General features: G+C 69.8%; 16 protein-coding genes. 13 read left to right on the plus strand and 3 right to left on the minus strand.

Features of this window, described 5'->3' with window-relative positions:
- Window positions 1-177 precede the first annotated feature (177 nt).
- The 8 genes from ACWGDX_RS23755 to ACWGDX_RS23790 all read left to right on the plus strand — a co-directional run bounded on the left by ACWGDX_RS23755 (window position 178) and on the right by ACWGDX_RS23790 (window position 7,187).
- Window positions 178-834: an HAD family hydrolase gene (locus ACWGDX_RS23755; protein ID WP_365904601.1), complete on the plus strand. Its 657-nt coding sequence runs from the start codon at window positions 178-180 to the stop codon at window positions 832-834.
- Window positions 835-925: 91 nt separating this feature from the next.
- Complete coding sequence (locus ACWGDX_RS23760) at window positions 926-2,164, plus strand: MFS transporter (RefSeq protein WP_453628552.1); 1,239 nt, start codon at window positions 926-928, stop codon at window positions 2,162-2,164.
- Entirely contained in the window at window positions 2,133-3,305 is a 1,173-nt protein-coding gene (locus ACWGDX_RS23765) for an acetoin utilization protein AcuC (protein ID WP_453628554.1), read from the plus strand. Before ACWGDX_RS23760 ends, ACWGDX_RS23765 begins: the two co-directional genes overlap by 32 nt.
- Before the next feature lie 124 nt (window positions 3,306-3,429).
- A complete protein-coding gene (locus tag ACWGDX_RS23770) occupies window positions 3,430-4,245 on the plus strand; it encodes a phosphatase (protein WP_453628556.1) in 816 nt (271 codons plus the stop codon).
- A 127-nt stretch (window positions 4,246-4,372) separates the two neighbouring features.
- Window positions 4,373-4,585 (plus strand): helix-turn-helix domain-containing protein, encoded by a 213-nt coding sequence (locus ACWGDX_RS23775; RefSeq protein WP_014046653.1) that lies wholly within the window; start codon window positions 4,373-4,375, stop codon window positions 4,583-4,585.
- Between the two features lie 110 nt (window positions 4,586-4,695).
- Window positions 4,696-4,794: a 30S ribosomal protein bS22 gene (locus ACWGDX_RS23780; protein WP_003948845.1), complete on the plus strand. Its 99-nt coding sequence runs from the start codon at window positions 4,696-4,698 to the stop codon at window positions 4,792-4,794.
- A 163-nt stretch (window positions 4,795-4,957) separates the two neighbouring features.
- Entirely contained in the window at window positions 4,958-5,995 is a 1,038-nt protein-coding gene (locus ACWGDX_RS23785; protein ID WP_453628558.1) for an NAD-dependent epimerase/dehydratase family protein, read from the plus strand.
- Between the two features lies 1 nt (window position 5,996).
- The gene (locus ACWGDX_RS23790) at window positions 5,997-7,187 is read left to right on the plus strand and encodes a lysophospholipid acyltransferase family protein (RefSeq protein ID WP_453628560.1); all 1,191 of its coding nucleotides are present in this window, start codon (window positions 5,997-5,999) and stop codon (window positions 7,185-7,187) included.
- A gap of 124 nt (window positions 7,188-7,311) precedes the next feature.
- Here ACWGDX_RS23790 and ACWGDX_RS23795 read toward each other — a convergent pair whose 3' ends face one another.
- From ACWGDX_RS23795 to ACWGDX_RS23805, 3 genes are all read right to left on the minus strand, one after another.
- On the minus strand, window positions 7,312-8,535 hold the full coding sequence (locus ACWGDX_RS23795; protein ID WP_453628561.1) for a DUF5667 domain-containing protein: 1,224 nt from the start codon (window positions 8,533-8,535) through the stop codon (window positions 7,312-7,314).
- Window positions 8,536-8,852: 317 nt separating this feature from the next.
- Window positions 8,853-9,647 (minus strand): ECF subfamily RNA polymerase sigma factor, BldN family, encoded by a 795-nt coding sequence (locus ACWGDX_RS23800; protein ID WP_363083255.1) that lies wholly within the window; start codon window positions 9,645-9,647, stop codon window positions 8,853-8,855.
- A gap of 427 nt (window positions 9,648-10,074) precedes the next feature.
- Window positions 10,075-11,034: an HAD family hydrolase gene (locus ACWGDX_RS23805; protein ID WP_453628564.1), complete on the minus strand. Its 960-nt coding sequence runs from the start codon at window positions 11,032-11,034 to the stop codon at window positions 10,075-10,077.
- A 150-nt stretch (window positions 11,035-11,184) separates the two neighbouring features.
- Between ACWGDX_RS23805 and ACWGDX_RS23810 the strand changes: the two genes are divergently transcribed.
- The 5 genes from ACWGDX_RS23810 (at window position 11,185) to ACWGDX_RS23830 (ending at window position 16,628) form a co-directional block, all read left to right on the plus strand.
- The gene (locus tag ACWGDX_RS23810; protein WP_453628566.1) at window positions 11,185-11,487 is read left to right on the plus strand and encodes a glutaredoxin family protein; all 303 of its coding nucleotides are present in this window, start codon (window positions 11,185-11,187) and stop codon (window positions 11,485-11,487) included.
- A gap of 365 nt (window positions 11,488-11,852) precedes the next feature.
- On the plus strand, window positions 11,853-12,644 hold the full coding sequence (locus ACWGDX_RS23815; protein WP_453628568.1) for a redox-sensing transcriptional repressor Rex: 792 nt from the start codon (window positions 11,853-11,855) through the stop codon (window positions 12,642-12,644).
- Window positions 12,641-13,996 carry a glutamyl-tRNA reductase gene (locus ACWGDX_RS23820; RefSeq protein ID WP_453628570.1) on the plus strand — a complete coding sequence of 452 codons (1,356 nt, stop codon included), beginning with the start codon at window positions 12,641-12,643 and terminating at the stop codon, window positions 13,994-13,996. The genes ACWGDX_RS23815 and ACWGDX_RS23820 overlap by 4 nt, the downstream gene beginning before the upstream one ends.
- Entirely contained in the window at window positions 13,993-14,970 is a 978-nt protein-coding gene (hemC, locus tag ACWGDX_RS23825) for a hydroxymethylbilane synthase (RefSeq protein WP_453628572.1), read from the plus strand. The genes ACWGDX_RS23820 and hemC overlap by 4 nt, the downstream gene beginning before the upstream one ends.
- On the plus strand, window positions 14,967-16,628 hold the full coding sequence (locus tag ACWGDX_RS23830; protein ID WP_453628574.1) for a uroporphyrinogen-III synthase: 1,662 nt from the start codon (window positions 14,967-14,969) through the stop codon (window positions 16,626-16,628). Before hemC ends, ACWGDX_RS23830 begins: the two co-directional genes overlap by 4 nt.
- Window positions 16,629-16,646 lie beyond the last annotated feature (18 nt).

Below are 16,646 nucleotides of genomic sequence, written 5' to 3' on the forward strand. Positions count from 1 at the left end.
GGGACCCTGTGGGAGAGTAGGACGCCGCCGAACAATTATTGTGTGAAGTGCCCTGTGCCGGTTATCCGGTACGGGGCACTTCTGCGTTCCAGGACCTTTCCGACGACCGTATCGCGACGGCCGTATCGCAATGACTGCGTAATGACTGCGTGCGGAGCCTGCGTCTAAAGTCGGAGCATGCGCTACGAATTGATCATTTTTGACAATGACGGCGTCCTCGTCGACAGTGAGCCGCTCTCCAACACCATTCTGGCCGCCTACCTCACCGAGTTGGGGCACCCCACGTCGTACGAGGACTCCCTGCGCGACTACATGGGAGCTGCCGTGCATCGCGTCCACGATCTCATCGAGGAGCGGACGGGCCGGCGTCTCCCCGTGGACTTCGACGACACGCTGCACGCGCGTGTCTTCGCTGCCTTCGAGCGGGAGTTGGAGCCGGTCGAGGGAGTGGTCGAGGTGCTGGGGAAGCTGGCCGTCGACGGTGTGCCGTACTGCGTCGCCTCGTCGGGGAGTCATGAGCGCATCCGTGTGGGCCACCGTAAGACCGGCCTGGACCGATGGTTCGAGGACCGGGTCATCTTCAGCGCCCAGGACGTCGGACGGGGCAAGCCGGCGCCTGATCTCTTTCTCCATGCCGCCGAGCGGATGGGGGTCGCCCCCGCGCGATGCGCCGTGGTGGAGGACAGCCCCCTCGGGGTCGCCGCGGCGAGGTCTGCCGGGATGGATGTCTACGCGTTCACGGCGATGACACCTGCCGAGAAGCTCGTGGGCGCCACCGCCTACTTCTCCACCATGGCCGAACTGCCTGGTCTGCTTGGTCGGCCTACGGCCTGATCCGCGGCCCGATCCGCGGCCTGATCCGTTACGCGATCCATTGTGTGATCCATCTACCCATAGGTAGCGGATCGCCCTACGCTGTCCGGCCATGACAGATGCGGCGGACGCGACGGACGCTCGGCTGCGGCACGGCCGTGTCTCCCTGGCGCTGAGTTTCTTCGTCCAGGGGGTGACCTTCGCACTGCTCGTGACGCGTATCCCCGCCATCCAGGACCGGTACGGGGTGTCCGACGGGCTCCTCCCCGCCTTTCTCGCCGCTGTTCCCGTCCTCGCCGGCGTCGGCAGTGTCGCCACCGAGAAGCTGGTCGCCCGGGTGCGGCCGAGGGTGGTACTGCGCTGGGCTCAGCCCGTCGTACTGCTGGCTCTGCTCGGTGTCGGAGCCGGTGACGCGGTCTGGCAGCTCGCCCTGGCCTTGGCGGCGTTCGGGCTCGCGGTCGGTGCGCTGGACGCGTCCATGAACATGCTCGGCGTCAGCCTTCAACGCGCCTACGGGCGCAGCATCATGCTCGGTTTCCATGCCGTGTACAGCCTGGGCGGTATCGCCGGGGCCTCGCTGGCCTGGGCCGGTGCCCACTGGGATCTGTCGTTGCTGGTGTCGTATCTGCCGGCGGTGGCCCTGCTGCTGCCGGCCGCCCTGCTCGGAAGCCGTTGGTACGCGGACACCGACCGGGATCCGGTCGACCGCCGGGACCCGGCTGTCGGCGGGAATCCAGCTCCTGCCCCGGGACCCGTGGTCTTCAAACTGCTGCTTCCGCTCTGTCTGGTGATGGCCTTCGCGTACATCGGCGACTCCACGGTGTCGAACTGGAGCGCGAAGTATCTCCAGGACGTGCTGGGTAGTTCGGAGGAGCTGGCGACCGTTCCGTACAACGCCTATATGGTCACCACACTGCTGGGGCGTGCGGTGGGGGATCTGGGGGTGCGGCGGTTCGGGCCGGTGGCTGTCGTGCGGTGCGGGACTCTGCTGGCGGGGGCGGGGTTCGCGGTGGTGGCGCTGGCTTCCGGCGCGTGGATGGGCATCCTCGGGTTCACGATGCTCGGGCTCGGGCTGTGTGTGATCGTGCCGCAGACGTTCGCGGCGGCGGGACGGCTGTTTCCCGCCTCCAGCGATGCGGCTGTCGCGCGGCTCAATGTCTTCAACTACGTGGGCTTTCTGATCGGATCGCCGCTGGTGGGAGCGCTCGGGGACATGTGGAACTACCGCGGCGCGATGCTCGTACCGATGGTCATGGTTCTGGTGACTCTGGTGTACGCCCGCTCGTTCGGGACGGATCCGGCCCGATACGGTGGCGGGCATGAGCGGTCGCGCACGGCTGATGTGGGATGACGCGGTTACGGGATACGACTTCGGGTCCAGCCACCCGATGGATCCGGTACGGCTCGCCCTGACCATGGGGTTGGTACGGGCGTATGAGCTCGACAGAGCGGTGGAGGTGAGGTCCGCGCCCGTGGCCGGGGACTCGACCCTGCGGCTCGTCCACGAGCAGGAGTACGTGGACGCGGTACGGCGGGTCTCACTGGATCCGCGTGCCGCCGACGGGTCGTACGGCCTCGGCACGATGGACGATCCGGCCTTCGCAGGGATGCACGAGGCGTCGGCGCTGATCGCCGGGCTGTCGGTCGGTGCGGCGGAGGCGGTGTGGAGCGGGGAGGCCGCGCACGCCGTGAACTTCGCCGGTGGGCTGCACCACGCGATGCCGGGGGCGGCGTCCGGCTTCTGCATCTACAACGACGCGGCCCTGGCGGTCGCCCGGCTGCTGGAGCTGGGCGCGGAGCGTGTCGCGTACATCGATGTGGACGTGCACCACGGGGACGGTGTCCAGGCGGCGTTCTGGGAGGACCCGCGTGTTCTGACGATCTCACTGCATGAGCATCCGCGAACGCTCTTCCCGCAGACGGGCTGGCCGGAGGAGACCGGCGGCGGTGCGGGTGAGGGCAGTGCGGTGAATGTGGCGCTGCCGGCGGGGACGGGGGACGAGGGCTGGCTGCGGGCGTTCCACTCGGTGGTGCCCGAGCTGCTGGCGGACTTCCGGCCCGAGGCGCTGGTGACACAGCACGGCGCGGACACGCACTTCGACGATCCGCTGGCGCATCTCGCGGTGTCGCTCGACGCGCAGCGTGCGGTACAGGCGTCCTGCCATGAGCTGGCACACGAGTATGTCGACGGCGGGCGGTGGGTCGCGCTCGGCGGCGGCGGTTACGCGGTGGTGGATGTGGTGCCGCGGTCCTGGACCCATCTCGTGGGGATCGCGGGACACGCGCCGGTCGAACCGGAGTCGGTGGTGCCGGAGTCCTGGAAGAGCGAGGTGTACGCGCGGACACGGCAGTTGGGGCCGGGGCGGATGACGGACGGGCGGACACCGAGCTGGCAGCCGTGGGAGGCCGGGTACGATCCGGCCGACCGGCTGGACCAGTCGATCCTGGCGACACGGAAGGCGGTCTTCCCGCTGCGGGGGCTGCTGGCCTGAGGGCCCCGGCCGTCCGGCCGGACGACCGAACGACCGTCCGTCACGTCATGTCCGTTACGCCAACTGTGCGGTGAACGCGGGGTTCCCGCCCCGGGCGGGTGCCTGAGGCGGGAGCATCGGCAGGGTGTTGAGCACCGGAGCGCTGCGGGCGCATCTGCTGGCGGCCGGACCGGCCGGTCCCGTGGCCACCTCGCGCGAGGACAGTCTGCGCAGCTACCGTCTCTTCGCCGCCCGCGATCCACGGGTCATGCTCGGACTCGATCCCGAACGGGCATGGGATGAGCGGGAATTGCTCGGTCTCATGGCCGACAGGTGCGGGGTTTCGAGCGATCCCGGTCGGGTGACGGGCACGGATGTGATCGCCCCGGAGCGGACACTGAGCGCGCTGGACGCGTTCGCCGAACGGCTGCGTGTGGCCGCGGCGCACGGGGCCCCGGTACTGCTCGGGACGGGGCATCCGGACCGGCTGCTCGGTTTCTACACGGGCCTGGCAGACGCTTTGTCGGCGGCGGGATGTCTCGTCCTCACTCCGGCGCAGGGGCGATGTATCGACATAACGACCCGGTTCGGCGTACGCACGCGCAATCTCGACTACGTACGGGGCGTCGCGCTGGTGCGGGAACCCGGCGTGCGATGTGCAGGGCGTGAGCCCGGCGCACATACCCACTCGCCGCTGCCGGTCCGGGTGGCTCTGGAGGGTCTGGCGGAGTCCGGCGGGCCCCTTCCCGGGCTGGTCGTCGGAGACCATGGATGGGTCTGCGGAGCAGGTCAGCTGGGCATTGAGGCCATCGGGCTCGCCGATACGGACGATCCCGCGCTGTTCGTGGGGGAGGCCGAGGGGCGCGTGTCCGTAGCCGTTCCACTCCACGACACCGCGCGGCCTTCTTACTACCTGCCGCTGACGCGCTATGTACTCAATCGAGCGTGTCTGTCACAGTAGGCCGCCGAAGGCTGCTCCTCTTCCCCACTCGCATCACCCGCCCCTAGTCTGGATGTGAGCGCACAGCGACGAAGAGTTACCGGAGGGGAAGCCGGTGGCCGTCGGGTGCGGAAGGTACAGGTGGGTCATGGCTGCTGGCAGCGAGAGGCCTCTCAACGAGGTCAAGTTCCTTACCGTGGCGGAAGTCGCCTCGGTGATGCGAGTGTCGAAGATGACCGTGTACCGCTTGGTGCACAGCGGTCATCTGCCGGCGATCCGGGTGGGCAGGTCATTCCGGGTTCCGGAGCAAGCGGTTCACGAGTATCTCCGCGAGTCCTTTGTGGGGGTCGAGTCCGCCTAGGGCGTCCCTCGGATTACGTCCCTCACTCGGCGACGGGTAGGCTAGGCCGACGTAGGTCGTGTGGGCCCAGACGCCCCGCACCGAGTGAAGAGAAGTGAGCGAGGGTAGTCGTGGGCTCTGTTATCAAGAAGCGGCGCAAGCGGATGGCCAAGAAGAAGCACCGCAAGCTGCTCAAGCGCACCCGCGTTCAGCGTCGCAACAAGAAGTAAGCGGCGCTGTTCGCGCATTCGCGGCCCTTCCACCGACCTGGTGGGAGGGCTTCGGTGTTTGTCGGTAAAAGTGCTGTGCGACGCGTCGTACGGTCACCGTCGCGCAATAACGACCAGCTACGGTGACGCGTAGGGACACTTTTTCCAGTGGAAGGCGCTGATCGTGGGCAAGGTCGTGCTCGTGACGGGAGCGGCCCGGCAGCTCGGCGGCCGTTTCGTACGGCGTGTTCAACGCGACCCCGGTGTCGACCGGGTGATCGCCGTGGACGCCGTCGCTCCCGCGCATCAGCTCGGCGACGCGGAATTCGTCCGTGCCGATATCCGCCGGCCCGCCATCGCGCGGGTGCTCGCCGAGCATGCCGTGGACACGGTCGTGCATATGGATGTGACGGGTACTCCGCTGGGCACGGGCGGCCGGGCCGCGGTCAAGGAGACCAATGTCATCGGCACGATGCAGCTTCTCGGTGCCTGTCAGAAGTCGCCGTCCGTGAAACGGCTCGTCGTCAAGTCCAGTACGAGTGTGTACGGATCCGCGCCCCGCGATCCGGCGGTTTTCACCGAGACCACACCGCCCAAGTCGCTGCCGAGCGGCGGCTTCGCCAAGGACGCGGTGGAGGTCGAGGGGTATGTTCGGGGCTTCGCGCGCCGCAGGCCCGATGTGGCGGTCTGCGTACTGCGTTTCGCGAACATCCTGGGGCCCGCGGCGGATTCTCCGCTCGCCGAGTATTTCTCCCTGCCGGTTCTGCCGACGGTTTTCGGTTATGACCCGCGGCTCCAGTTCGTCCACGAGGACGATGTCATCGATGTGCTGATGATCGCCGCGGACGAGCCGCGGCGCTCCACGCTCAACAGCGGGACCTTCAATGTCGCCGGCGAGGGCGTGCTGCTGCTGTCGCAGTGTTCCCGGCGGCTGGGGCGGCCCACGGTGCCCGTGTTCCTGCCCGCGGTGACCTGGGTCGGCACGGCGCTGCGTACGGTCGGGATGACGGATTTCTCGCCGGAGCAGATCAGGCTGCTGACCCATGGCCGGGTGGTCAGTACGGACCAGATGCGCGAGACACTGGGCTTTGTCCCGACGTACTCGACCGCAGGGGCCTTCGCGGACTTCGCCCGGGGCCGGGGTGCCGGGCTGCTGCCGCCCGAGGCTGTGGCCCGTACCGTCGACCGGCTCTCCACTCTCGTCAGCAAGGAGCGCACCTGACATGGCTGATGCCAAGGTCATCCCCTTCGGTGATGAACCGAGGTCGAGGCGTGGCTCCGCGGGTGGCCGGCGGCAGCACGCCAAGGACGCCGCCGCGAAGCGCTCACAGGGGGCAGGGCCGGGCTCCGGTCCGGCGCAGCCGGGTTCGGGTCCGGGTCCGGCGCACGGTTCGGGTCCGGCGCGTACGCCGGGTCCGCTGAAGCCTGTTCCTGAGCCCGGGGCGGAGGCGGGGCAGCGGGAGCAGGGTGAGCGGGACGAGGACGACGCCGGGTCGTCCGGTGGACTGTCCGGCTCCGCGACGGCGGCGGCCGCCGCTGCGGTCGGCCAGGCGCTCCAGGAGCAGGACGGCGGCGGCGACTGGGAGCGGCGGATCGCGGGCGGGCTGGCGTTTCTGCGCCGAAGGCTCACGGGGGAGTACGAGGTCGACGAGTTCGGCTACGACAAGGAACTCACCGATCACGTCCTCATGTCGTTGATCCGGCCGCTCTACGAGAACTACTTCCGGGTCGAGGTGAAGGGCATCGAGAACATCCCGTCGGACGGCGGGGCGCTCGTGGTGGCCAACCACTCCGGGACGCTGCCGCTGGACGGGCTGATGATGCAGGTCGCCGTCCATGACAACCATCCGGCGGAGCGGCATCTGCGGCTGCTCGCCGCCGATCTGGTCTTTATGCTGCCCGTCTTCAACGAGCTGGCGCGGAAGGCCGGGCACACGCTGGCGTGCGCGGAGGACGCGGAGCGGCTGCTCCAGCGCGGTGAGGTCGTCGGGGTGATGCCGGAGGGCTTCAAGGGCATCGGGAAACCGTTCGGTGACCGCTACAAGCTTCAGCGCTTCGGGCGCGGCGGATTCGTCTCGACGGCGCTGCGGGCGCGGGTGCCGATCGTGCCCTGTTCGATCGTGGGGGCGGAGGAGATCTATCCGATGATCGGCAACGCGCGGACGCTGGCGCGGCTGCTGGGCATTCCGTACTTCCCGATCACGCCGACGTTTCCGTGGCTGGGGCCGTTGGGGCTGCTGCCGCTGCCGACGAAGTGGACGATCCAGTTCGGCGAGCCGATTCCTACGGACGGCTATCCGCCGGAGGCGGCGGAGGATCCGATGCTGATGTTCAATCTGACGGATCAGGTCCGCGAGCAGATCCAGCACACGCTCTACAAGCTGCTGGTGCAGCGGCGCTCGGTGTTCTTCTGAGGCGGTCGGCGACGTTCTTCCGACGTGCTTGACGACGTGCTTGACGGGCAGACGGCTCGGTAGCGGTGGATGTCAGGCGCGGTGTTCCCTCGGAGAGCACCGCGCCTGACTCATGCCGTGTGAATCACTCCGTGTCCTCGGCCCTGATGCCCAGTCCTGGCAGCAGATCCGGCAGCAGGGGCGGGATGGTGACATCGGGACCCGGACGGTCGGCGCCGTTCTGGTTCTCGGACGGCGACGGGGTGGCGCTGTTCGGCGGAGGGTCGAACAGTCCGCCCGTACTGCCGCCGAGCAGACCTTCCTCGGACTCGCTCTCCGAGTGCCGGCCCGGCGGGTGCGGCTGATCGCTGGGGTGCGAGCCGCCTCCGTTCGTACTCGGTGAGCTGGGCGAGGGACGGTCGGGTCGGCCGGTGCCGGTGGAGTCCTGGGTGGCGCCGGGATGGGTGGTGGTGCCCTGGTGTTTCTCCGGGGCGCGGGGCAGCAGCGACTGGAGCGGTGCGACCTCTTCGTCTATGGCGTCGAACACCGAGCTGACTTCCTCGCTGACGTCCGTGAGCTGGACCGGCAGCCGTTCGCGCAGTCCGTTCCAGGTCTTGCGGTGCGAGGCCGAGAACGAGGAGAGCGTGGCGATCGGGCCGAGCGAGCCGTCCCGTTCATATGCCTGGTGGAGCAGGCGGTGGCCCTCCGACGCGTCGTGCTTCATCCCGCTCAGGGTGCGCCGGATCTCGGCCATGGATTCGTGGTCGAGCCGGCCGGAGCGGCCCCGCTCCATCAGCCGCCGGGCTTCGCTGAGCCGGGTCGAGGCATGGTCGAGGTACAGCTCGCCGCGGTCGGACTCGCCGTCCGCCAGATTGAGCTTGAAGTCCTCCATGCCGCGTTTCAGCCCGTACAGCGAATCACCGGGCAGGGCGTCGGAACTGGCGGCCGCGACCCCGCCGAACGCGCCCGCTGCCACGCCGACCGTGAGTCCGCCGGCCGCGAGGCCCTTGGACCAGCGGGATCTGGGGCGCAGTCTCCGGAGCCGGGAGGCCCGGTGGGCGCCCCGGCCGGAGGTCCGCTGCTCGGGCACCGTAGGGCCCGGAGACAGCCCGCCGCCGGCTGTGCCCTCCAGCAGCATGGCCTCCATGGCTGCCACGAGCTGGGCTCGCTGCACCACTTTGACCTCGGGGTCCAGCGTGGGTTTCGGCAATTCGCCGAGGCCCTTCGCCAGAGCCAACAGCCGCCCCTGTTCGGCCGGTTCGGCCGACTCGGCGGGCTGTTGTCCGGCCGCCGCGCCCTGGACCGTCTGGTCTTCCAGGGCCTGGGCGAAGGCGTTCGCCCGCCGGTGTGCCGAAACGTTCGCGATCACTGGCGGCACCTCCTCTCGTCATGACGATCGACTCCCCTGGGGGTCCGGAAGGTTGCACGCCTTGAGCACATCCACACAAGTGAGTGAGTGGCTGCGGGCATGGCGTGACCGCAGGGAGCCTGCACCCGCACAACGAGCGGCGCGGCACTTGGGTTACGCGCGAAGGATGATCCGACCAGAGCGTCATCGAGGCGTCACCGACGGTGAGTTGAGGCCGTCGTGAGAGGCACGGAGGGTGTACGAGGGGGGTGTACGCGGGGGTTACGGGATCGGGATGGTGGGGGGAGGCGGGCGAGCGCGTGGAGGGACGGCGGCGGTCAGCGGGCGTCTTCCGGGAGGAGCCGGGCCAGCGTACGGACCGCTCGGTACTGCAAGGTCTTGATCGCTCCTTCGTTCTTGCCCATCACGCGGGCGGTCTCCGCGACCGAGAGGCCCTGGAGGAAGCGCAGGGTGACGCACTCCTGCTGCTGTGGATTGAGTTTCCGTACGGCTTCCAGCAGCGCCGCGTTCGAGAGGGACTCCAGGACCGAGTCCTCCGGGCTGCGCTCGACCTCGTTGGCGTCGAGCATTTCGCCCGTGGTCACTTCCAGCCGGAAACGGCTCGACTTGAAGTGGTCGGCGACCAGGTTGCGGGCGATGGTGACCAGCCAGGCGCCGAAATCGCGCCCCTGATAGGTGAAGGTGGAGATACGGCGCAGGGCGCGCAGGAACGTCTCGCTGGTGAGGTCCTCCGCGGTCGCCTTTCCGCCCACGCGGTAGTAGATGTAGCGGTACACGGTGTCGCTGTACTGGTCGTACAGCCGGCCGAAGGCCTCGGCCTCACCGGCCTGGGCGCGCTCGACGAGTTCCATCATGCGGGCGCTGTCGCTGTCGGCGGTGGGGCGGCGTGCGGAGGTCGAGGCGGCGGTGCCGCCGCGGCTTCCCCGTCTGCCGACCGCCGCACCGCCGTTCGCCAGGGCATAACAAGGACCGATAGGGCCGCTCACGGCAGGGGCCGTGGCGGCGAGGGCGGGGACGGCGTACGCGGTGGGGACGAAGCCGCGCAAGTGGTCGAGGACCGTTGCGCGCAGCGTAGCCAGGCCCGAGGCGTCAACCCCGACGTGTGGGTACACGGGACTCCCAGAGGCAGAGCTTCCATCACGTGCAGTGCGGGACCGTTCACCCGTCGTGGCGACGTGTGGGGTCCGGTATGCGTCTGAGGAGAATAACGCTTCGTACAGGCAGTGCTACACCCAGTTGCTCAAATCATCGATTACGTCGCTTCCGTGACGCCTAGGCGGCGTATCAAGTAGCACATCGTGACCGTTTATTGATCAGATTGAGTCAAGATCTGTTTGGTGTCGTGATGGGTTGTGCCTGAGTGGCGACCCGGTGACTGGCGGCCCGGCCGCGCGGGTAGAACGGCGGGATCGGCCGCGTGCGGGGGGCGGTCCGGGGGTACGCGGGGCCGGCGGGGCGGCACGGCGGCGGGACGGCCGGACGGGTGACGGCCGGGCGTGCCGGAGTGCGAGGGAGGCGCGGGCCGGTGACCGGCGGCGCTCAGCGGCGGCGGCGGTGCAGGGCGACCGCGGCGGCCGTACCGCCCGCGAGCGCGCCCACCCCGGCTGCCGCGGGGATGCCGACCTTGGCCGCCTTGCGGCCGGTCCGGTAGTCACGCAGTCGCCAGTCGAGCCGGCGGGCGTGCTTGCGGAGCTTGCTGTCCGGGTTGATGGCGTACGGATGGCCGACCAGCGAGAGCATCGGGATGTCGTTGTGCGAGTCGCTGTACGCCGCGCAGCGGTCCAGGTCGAAGCCCTCACGGGTGGCCAGGGCGCGGACGGCCTCCGCCTTCGCCGGGCCGTGCAGCGGTTCGCCGACGAGCTTGCCGGTGTAGATACCGCCGACCGACTCGGCGACGGTGCCGAGGGCCCCGGTCAGACCGAGCCTGCGGGCGATGATCGTCGCCGTCTCGACGGGCGCGGCGGTGACCAGCCAGACCTGCTGGCCGGCGTCGAGGTGGGCCTGGGCGAGGGCGCGGGTGCCGGGCCAGATGCGGTCGGCCATGTACTCGTCGTAGATCTCCTCGCCGATGGACATCAGCTCGGCGACCCGGTGGCCCTTGACGATGGACAGGGCGCTGTCGCGGGCGTCCTGCATATGCTCGGGATCCTCGACCCCGGCCAGTCTGAACCAGGTCTGCTGCCAGGCGAACCGGGCCAGCTCCCGCCGCTGGAAGAACTTCCTCTTGTAGAGGCCGCGGCCGAAGTGGAAGAGCGCGGCGCCCTGCATCACGGTGTTGTCGAGATCGAAGAAGGCGGCGGCGCGCGCGTCCCCGACGACGGGGAATTCCGGTGTCTCGTCGCGGGAGGCCGGGGGCTTGTGCGGCGCCGGGGCGTGCGGCTCCAGGGTGTCCTGTGCCTGTGTGGACTTCAGTCCTGCCTCGGCTGCGGCCTCGCCCGCGAGCACGCTCCGGGCGGTGGCGGAGCGTCTACGGGGGGTGAGCCATCCCAGTGCGGCCATAGCGTGAGCATAGCCAGTCTGTTCGGAACTGCCCGACGGGTGGGGATGCCATGGGGTGAACTCTGCGGGACCGGTGCGTTAATCGGGGGATCGAGGGCGCCTGTGGATGACCGGGCACCTCGGATCCCGCTCGGGCGCAGAATGGACCGCATGAGTCCTCTGCTGCGGCGTACGGCCAGGAACACGAAGAGCGAGAACACGAAGAAGAAGGCCGACGAGCGGGTGGTGACACTTGTCTCGAAGCCGGGATGCCATCTCTGTGACGATGCGCGCGCGGTCATCGAGACGGTGTGCTCGGAGACAGGAGCATCGTGGGAGGAAAAGGACATCACGCGGGACGAGGCGCTGCATCGCGCCTACTGGGAGCAGATTCCGGTGGTGCTGGTGGACGGGGAGCAGCACACCTTCTGGCGGGTGGACGCCGACCGGCTCCGCCGGGAACTGGGGGCCTGACGGAAAAGACGGTTACCATCGTGGGCGCTTTGCCGGGCTCCCTCAGGGGAGGGCGGTCCGGGTCGCGGTGCGGTGCGGACGCTGTCGCCGGAGATCCGGGGATCGGTCCCGGAGGGGTTCGGGGAGCGGTCTCGGGGGCCTATTCGTAAGGAGTGTGTGCGGCTTTGGCCCCTTCTTGTGTGCAACGGGTCGATGCGGTCGCCGGTTCCGGGACCGCTGGATCGGGATGCGTGACCCCGGTCACTTTGCTCGGACAAAGCGGACACTATCTTTGTGCACGCGTTCACAAAGACATAGCCTGCATTCGACGGGGCGGTCCTGGGACATACGGCCGCCTGCAGCCTCGCTCATCCCGCAGGAGCACCGTGGCAACTGGCCGAACTCACCGACCGGCGACCCGTAGCCGAGGAATCCCCGAGGCCACCGTCGCCAGGCTTCCGCTGTATCTGCGGGCGCTGACCGCTCTGTCCGAGCGTTCCGTACCCACGGTCTCCTCCGAGGAGCTCGCGACCGCGGCCGGGGTGAACTCCGCCAAGCTGCGCAAGGACTTCTCCTACCTCGGTTCGTACGGGACCCGGGGGGTCGGGTACGACGTGGAGTACCTCGTCTACCAGATCTCCCGTGAGCTGGGGCTCACCCAGGACTGGCCGGTCGTCATCGTCGGTATCGGCAATCTCGGCGCCGCGCTCGCCAACTACGGCGGGTTCGCCTCCCGCGGCTTCCGGGTCGCCGCGCTCATAGACGCCGACCCCACGATGGCCGGCAAGCCGGTCGCCGGAATGCCGGTCCAGCACTCGGACGAGCTGGAGAGGATCATCAGCGACAACGGCGTGTCCATCGGGGTGATCGCGACGCCCGCGGGCGCCGCCCAGCAGGTCTGCGAGCGGCTGGTCGCCGCCGGGGTGACCTCGATCCTCAACTTCGCGCCGACCGTGCTCTCCGTTCCCGACGGGGTGGACGTACGGAAGGTCGACCTCTCCATCGAGCTGCAGATCCTCGCCTTCCACGAGCAGCGCAAGGCAGGCGAGGAGGCCGCGACCGAAGCGGCCCTGGCCGCCGCGGCGGAGCGCGAGGGAATCACCGACGCCGCGGCGGACGGCGGCGCCGCACATCGCAAGGGACCCGACGGGGACGTTCCGGCGGTGATGCCGGCATGAGTCTTCTCGTCGTCGGACTGAGCCATCGCAGCGCGCCGGTGAGTGTGCTGGAGCGGGTGTCGCTCCCCACCGGCACGCAGGTCAAGCTGTTGCAGGACGCGCTCGCCGCGGAGCCGGCGACCGAGGCCGCCGTCCTCGTCACCTGCAACCGCATCGAGCTGTACGCCGACGTCGACAAGTTCCACGCCGGAGTCGCCGAGCTGTCCACGATGCTCGCCCAGCACAGCGGGGTCGGGCTGGAAGAGCTGACTCCCTATCTCTATGTGCACTACGAGGACCGTGCCGTCCACCATCTCTTCTCGGTGGCCTGCGGTCTGGACTCGATGGTCGTCGGCGAGGGCCAGATCCTCGGTCAGATCAAGGACGCGCTGGCGCTGGGACAGGAGCTGCACACCGCGGGCCGGCTGCTGAACGACCTGTTCCAGCAGGCGCTGCGGGTCGGCAAGCGGGCCCACAGCGAGACCGGTATCGACCGGGCCGGGCAGTCGCTCGTCACCTTCGGTCTGGAGCAGCTCGCCGCCGGCCGGGCCGTGGAGGCCTGGGCCAAGGACAAGCACGCCCTGGTGATCGGCGCGGGCTCGATGTCCTCGCTGGCCGCCGCCACCCTCGCACGGGCCGGTGTCGAGGAGATCGTCGTCGCCAACCGTACGGCCGCGCGCGCCGACCGGCTCGTACAGATCCTCAACCAGCCGGGAGGCACGGGCGTGACCGCCCGCGCCGTGGCCATGGGCGCCGTCGCCGACGAGGTGACACGTGCCGATGTCGTCGTGTCCTGTACCGGCTCGACCGGTGTGGTGCTGACCGCCGACGCCGTCGAGGCGGCGCTGGAGGGGCGCGGGGCTCCGCTGGCGCTGCTCGATCTCGCCATGCCCCGCGATGTCGACGCCGCCGTGCACCGTCTCGGCGGGGTCAGGCTGGTGGACATCGAATCACTGGCCGAGGCGTCGGCCGACGCCCCGATGGCCGCCGATGTCGATCAGGTCCGCACCATCGTCTCCGACGAGGTGGCCGCCTTCGGCGCCGCCCAGCGCGCCGCGCGCATCACACCGACCGTGGTCGCGCTGCGCGCCATGGCCGCCGATGTGGTGAACAGTGAGGTCGCGCGTCTCGAAGGCAGACTCCCCGATCTCGACGACAGACAGCGCGCCGAGGTCACCAGGACCGTGCGCCGGGTCGTCGACAAACTCCTGCACGCGCCCACCGTGCGGGTCAAGCAGCTCGCCAGTGAGCCCGGCGGCGCCGGGTACGCGGACGCGCTGCGTGAACTCTTCGACCTCGACCCGCAGACGGTCGCCGCCGTCAGCCGGGCCGACCTGAATGACACCGACGGTGTAGGCAGAGGGCGAGTATGACCGAGAAGGCACTGAGGCCCGAGAAGGCACTGAGACTCGGAACCAGGCGCAGCACGCTCGCCAGGGCCCAGTCCGCGCTGGTGGCGGACGCGGTGCGCGAGCTGTCCGGCCGGGCGGTGGAGCTGGTCGAGATCACCACCTACGGCGACACCTCCCGCGAGCATCTCTCGCAGATCGGCGGTACGGGCGTCTTCGCCACCGCTCTGCGCGACGCGCTGCTGAGCGGCGAGGTCGACTTCGCCGTGCACTCCCTCAAGGACCTGCCGACGGCCCAGCCCGACGCGCTGACGCTGGCCGCGGTGCTGCGCCGCGAGGATCCGAGGGACGTGCTGATCGCGCGGGACGGGCTGACCTTCGAGCGGCTCCCCTCGGGTGCCCGTGTCGGTACGGGCTCGCCGCGCCGCGCGGCCCAGCTCAACGCGTACGCGCGCGGCCACGGCCGCACCATCGAGACCGTACCGATCCGCGGGAACATCGACACCCGGATCGGTCAGGTCCACGGTGGAGAACTCGACGCAGTCGTGCTCGCCGCCGCCGGACTCCAGCGGATCGGCAGGATCGACGAGGTGACCGACTTCCTTCCGGTCGACACCGTCCTGCCCGCCCCCGGCCAGGGGGCCCTCGCCGTCGAGTGCGCCGCGGTCAACGTGGACCTCGCCGCCCTGCTCTCCGGACTCGACGACCCGCACACCCGGGCCGCCGTGACCGCCGAGCGATCCCTGCTCGCCGCCCTGGAGGCCGGCTGTAGCGCACCCGTGGGTGCGCTGGCCGACCTGCTGGCCGACGGACAGGTTGTCAACGAAATGCGCCTGCGCGGCGTCGTCGGCACGACCGACGGCTCGACGCTGGTGCAGTTGTCCATCACCGGTCCCGTACCCACGTCGCTCGGCGACGCCATCGCGCTCGGGCGCGAGCTCGCGTCCGAGATGCTCGCCAAGGGTGCGGCCGGTCTTATGGGGGAGCGAGCACATTGAGCCCCACCACCTCTGACCTTTCGGCCTACTCCGCATCGGGGCACGTCACCTTCCTCGGTGCGGGACCCGGAGATCCGGGTCTGCTGACACTCCGCGCCGTGGAGGCGCTCTCGGGAGCGGATGTACTGATCGCCGAGCCTGATGTGCTCGAAATGGTACGCAGCCATGCCAGGGCGGGAGTGAGCACCCCTGCACTGACGGTCGTCGACGATGCGTCAACAGCCGCCGGAATTCCCCCGATCCGGGATGCGGCCAATCTTGTCATGGAGGCCGCGCGGGGCGGAAAGCGGGTCGTCCGTGCGGTCACCGGGGACCCCGGGCTCGACGGCGACGCGGGCACGGAGATGCTCGCCTGCGCCTCCGCCGGCATTCCCTTCGAGGTCGTGCCCGGTATCGCCGCCGCGGTCGGTGTACCGGCGTACGCCGGGGTGCCGCTGCGCGACGCGCAGGGCACGGACGTACGGCTCGTGGACGCCAGGACCGCCAGCGACCGCTGCTGGACCGAGGTCGGCGCGAGCGACGGCACGGTCGTCGTCTCCGCCACCCTGGAGTCGGTCGCGGGCGCCGCGGGTGAGCTGATCGCGGCGGGCCGCAAGCCCGACACCCCGATGACCGTCACCGTCGCCGGTACGACCACGCGCCAGCGCACCTGGACCGCCACCCTCGGCACCATCGCGCAGACCCTCAAGCAGGCCAAGGTGCTGCCGTCCCCGGAGGGACACCAGCCCGTCATAGCCGTGGTCGGTGAGCGCAGTGCCGCCGCGCAGCGCGACCAGCTCGCGTGGTTCGAGTCCAAGCCGCTGTTCGGCTGGAAGGTGCTCGTGCCGCGCACGAAGGAGCAGGCCGCGTCGCTCTCCGACCAGCTCAGGTCGTACGGCGCGGTCCCGCACGAGGTGCCGACCATCGCGGTCGAGCCGCCGCGCACGCCTCAGCAGATGGAGCGGGCGGTCAAGGGCCTGGTCACCGGCCGCTACGAGTGGATCGCCTTCACCTCGGTCAACGCGGTGAAGGCGGTGCGGGAGAAGTTCGAGGAGTACGGGCTCGACGCGCGCGCGTTCGCCGGGATCAAGGTGGCGGCGGTGGGCGAGCAGACCGCCGCGGCGCTGGTCGACTTCGGTGTGAAGCCCGACCTGGTGCCCTCGGGCGAGCAGTCCGCCGCCGGGCTGCTGGAGGACTGGCCGCCGTACGACCCGGTGTTCGACCCGATCGACCGGGTGTTCCTGCCGCGGGCCGATATCGCCACCGAGACGCTGGTGGCCGGGCTCATCGAGCTGGGCTGGGAGGTCGACGACGTCACGGCGTACCGCACCGTGCGCGCCTCGCCGCCGCCGGCCGACACCCGCGAGGCCATCAAGGGCGGCGGCTTCGACGCCGTGCTCTTCACCTCGTCCTCGACCGTACGGAACCTCGTCGGTATCGCGGGCAAGCCGCACAATGTGACGGTGATCGCGTGTATCGGCCCCGCGACGGCGAAGACCGCCGAGGAGCACGGTCTGCGGGTCGACGTCCTCGCCCCGGAGCCGTCGGTGCACAAGCTGGCCGAGGCGCTCGCCGCGTTCGGCATGCAGCGCCGCGAGTCGGCGCGGGAGGCCGGTGAGACGGTCACCAGGCCGAGCGAGCGCAGGCCGGGGAGCCGCAGGCGGCGTACGACGACCTGAGGGCGGTACGAGCCAGTT

The organism is Streptomyces sp. NPDC055025 (assembly GCF_053608565.1).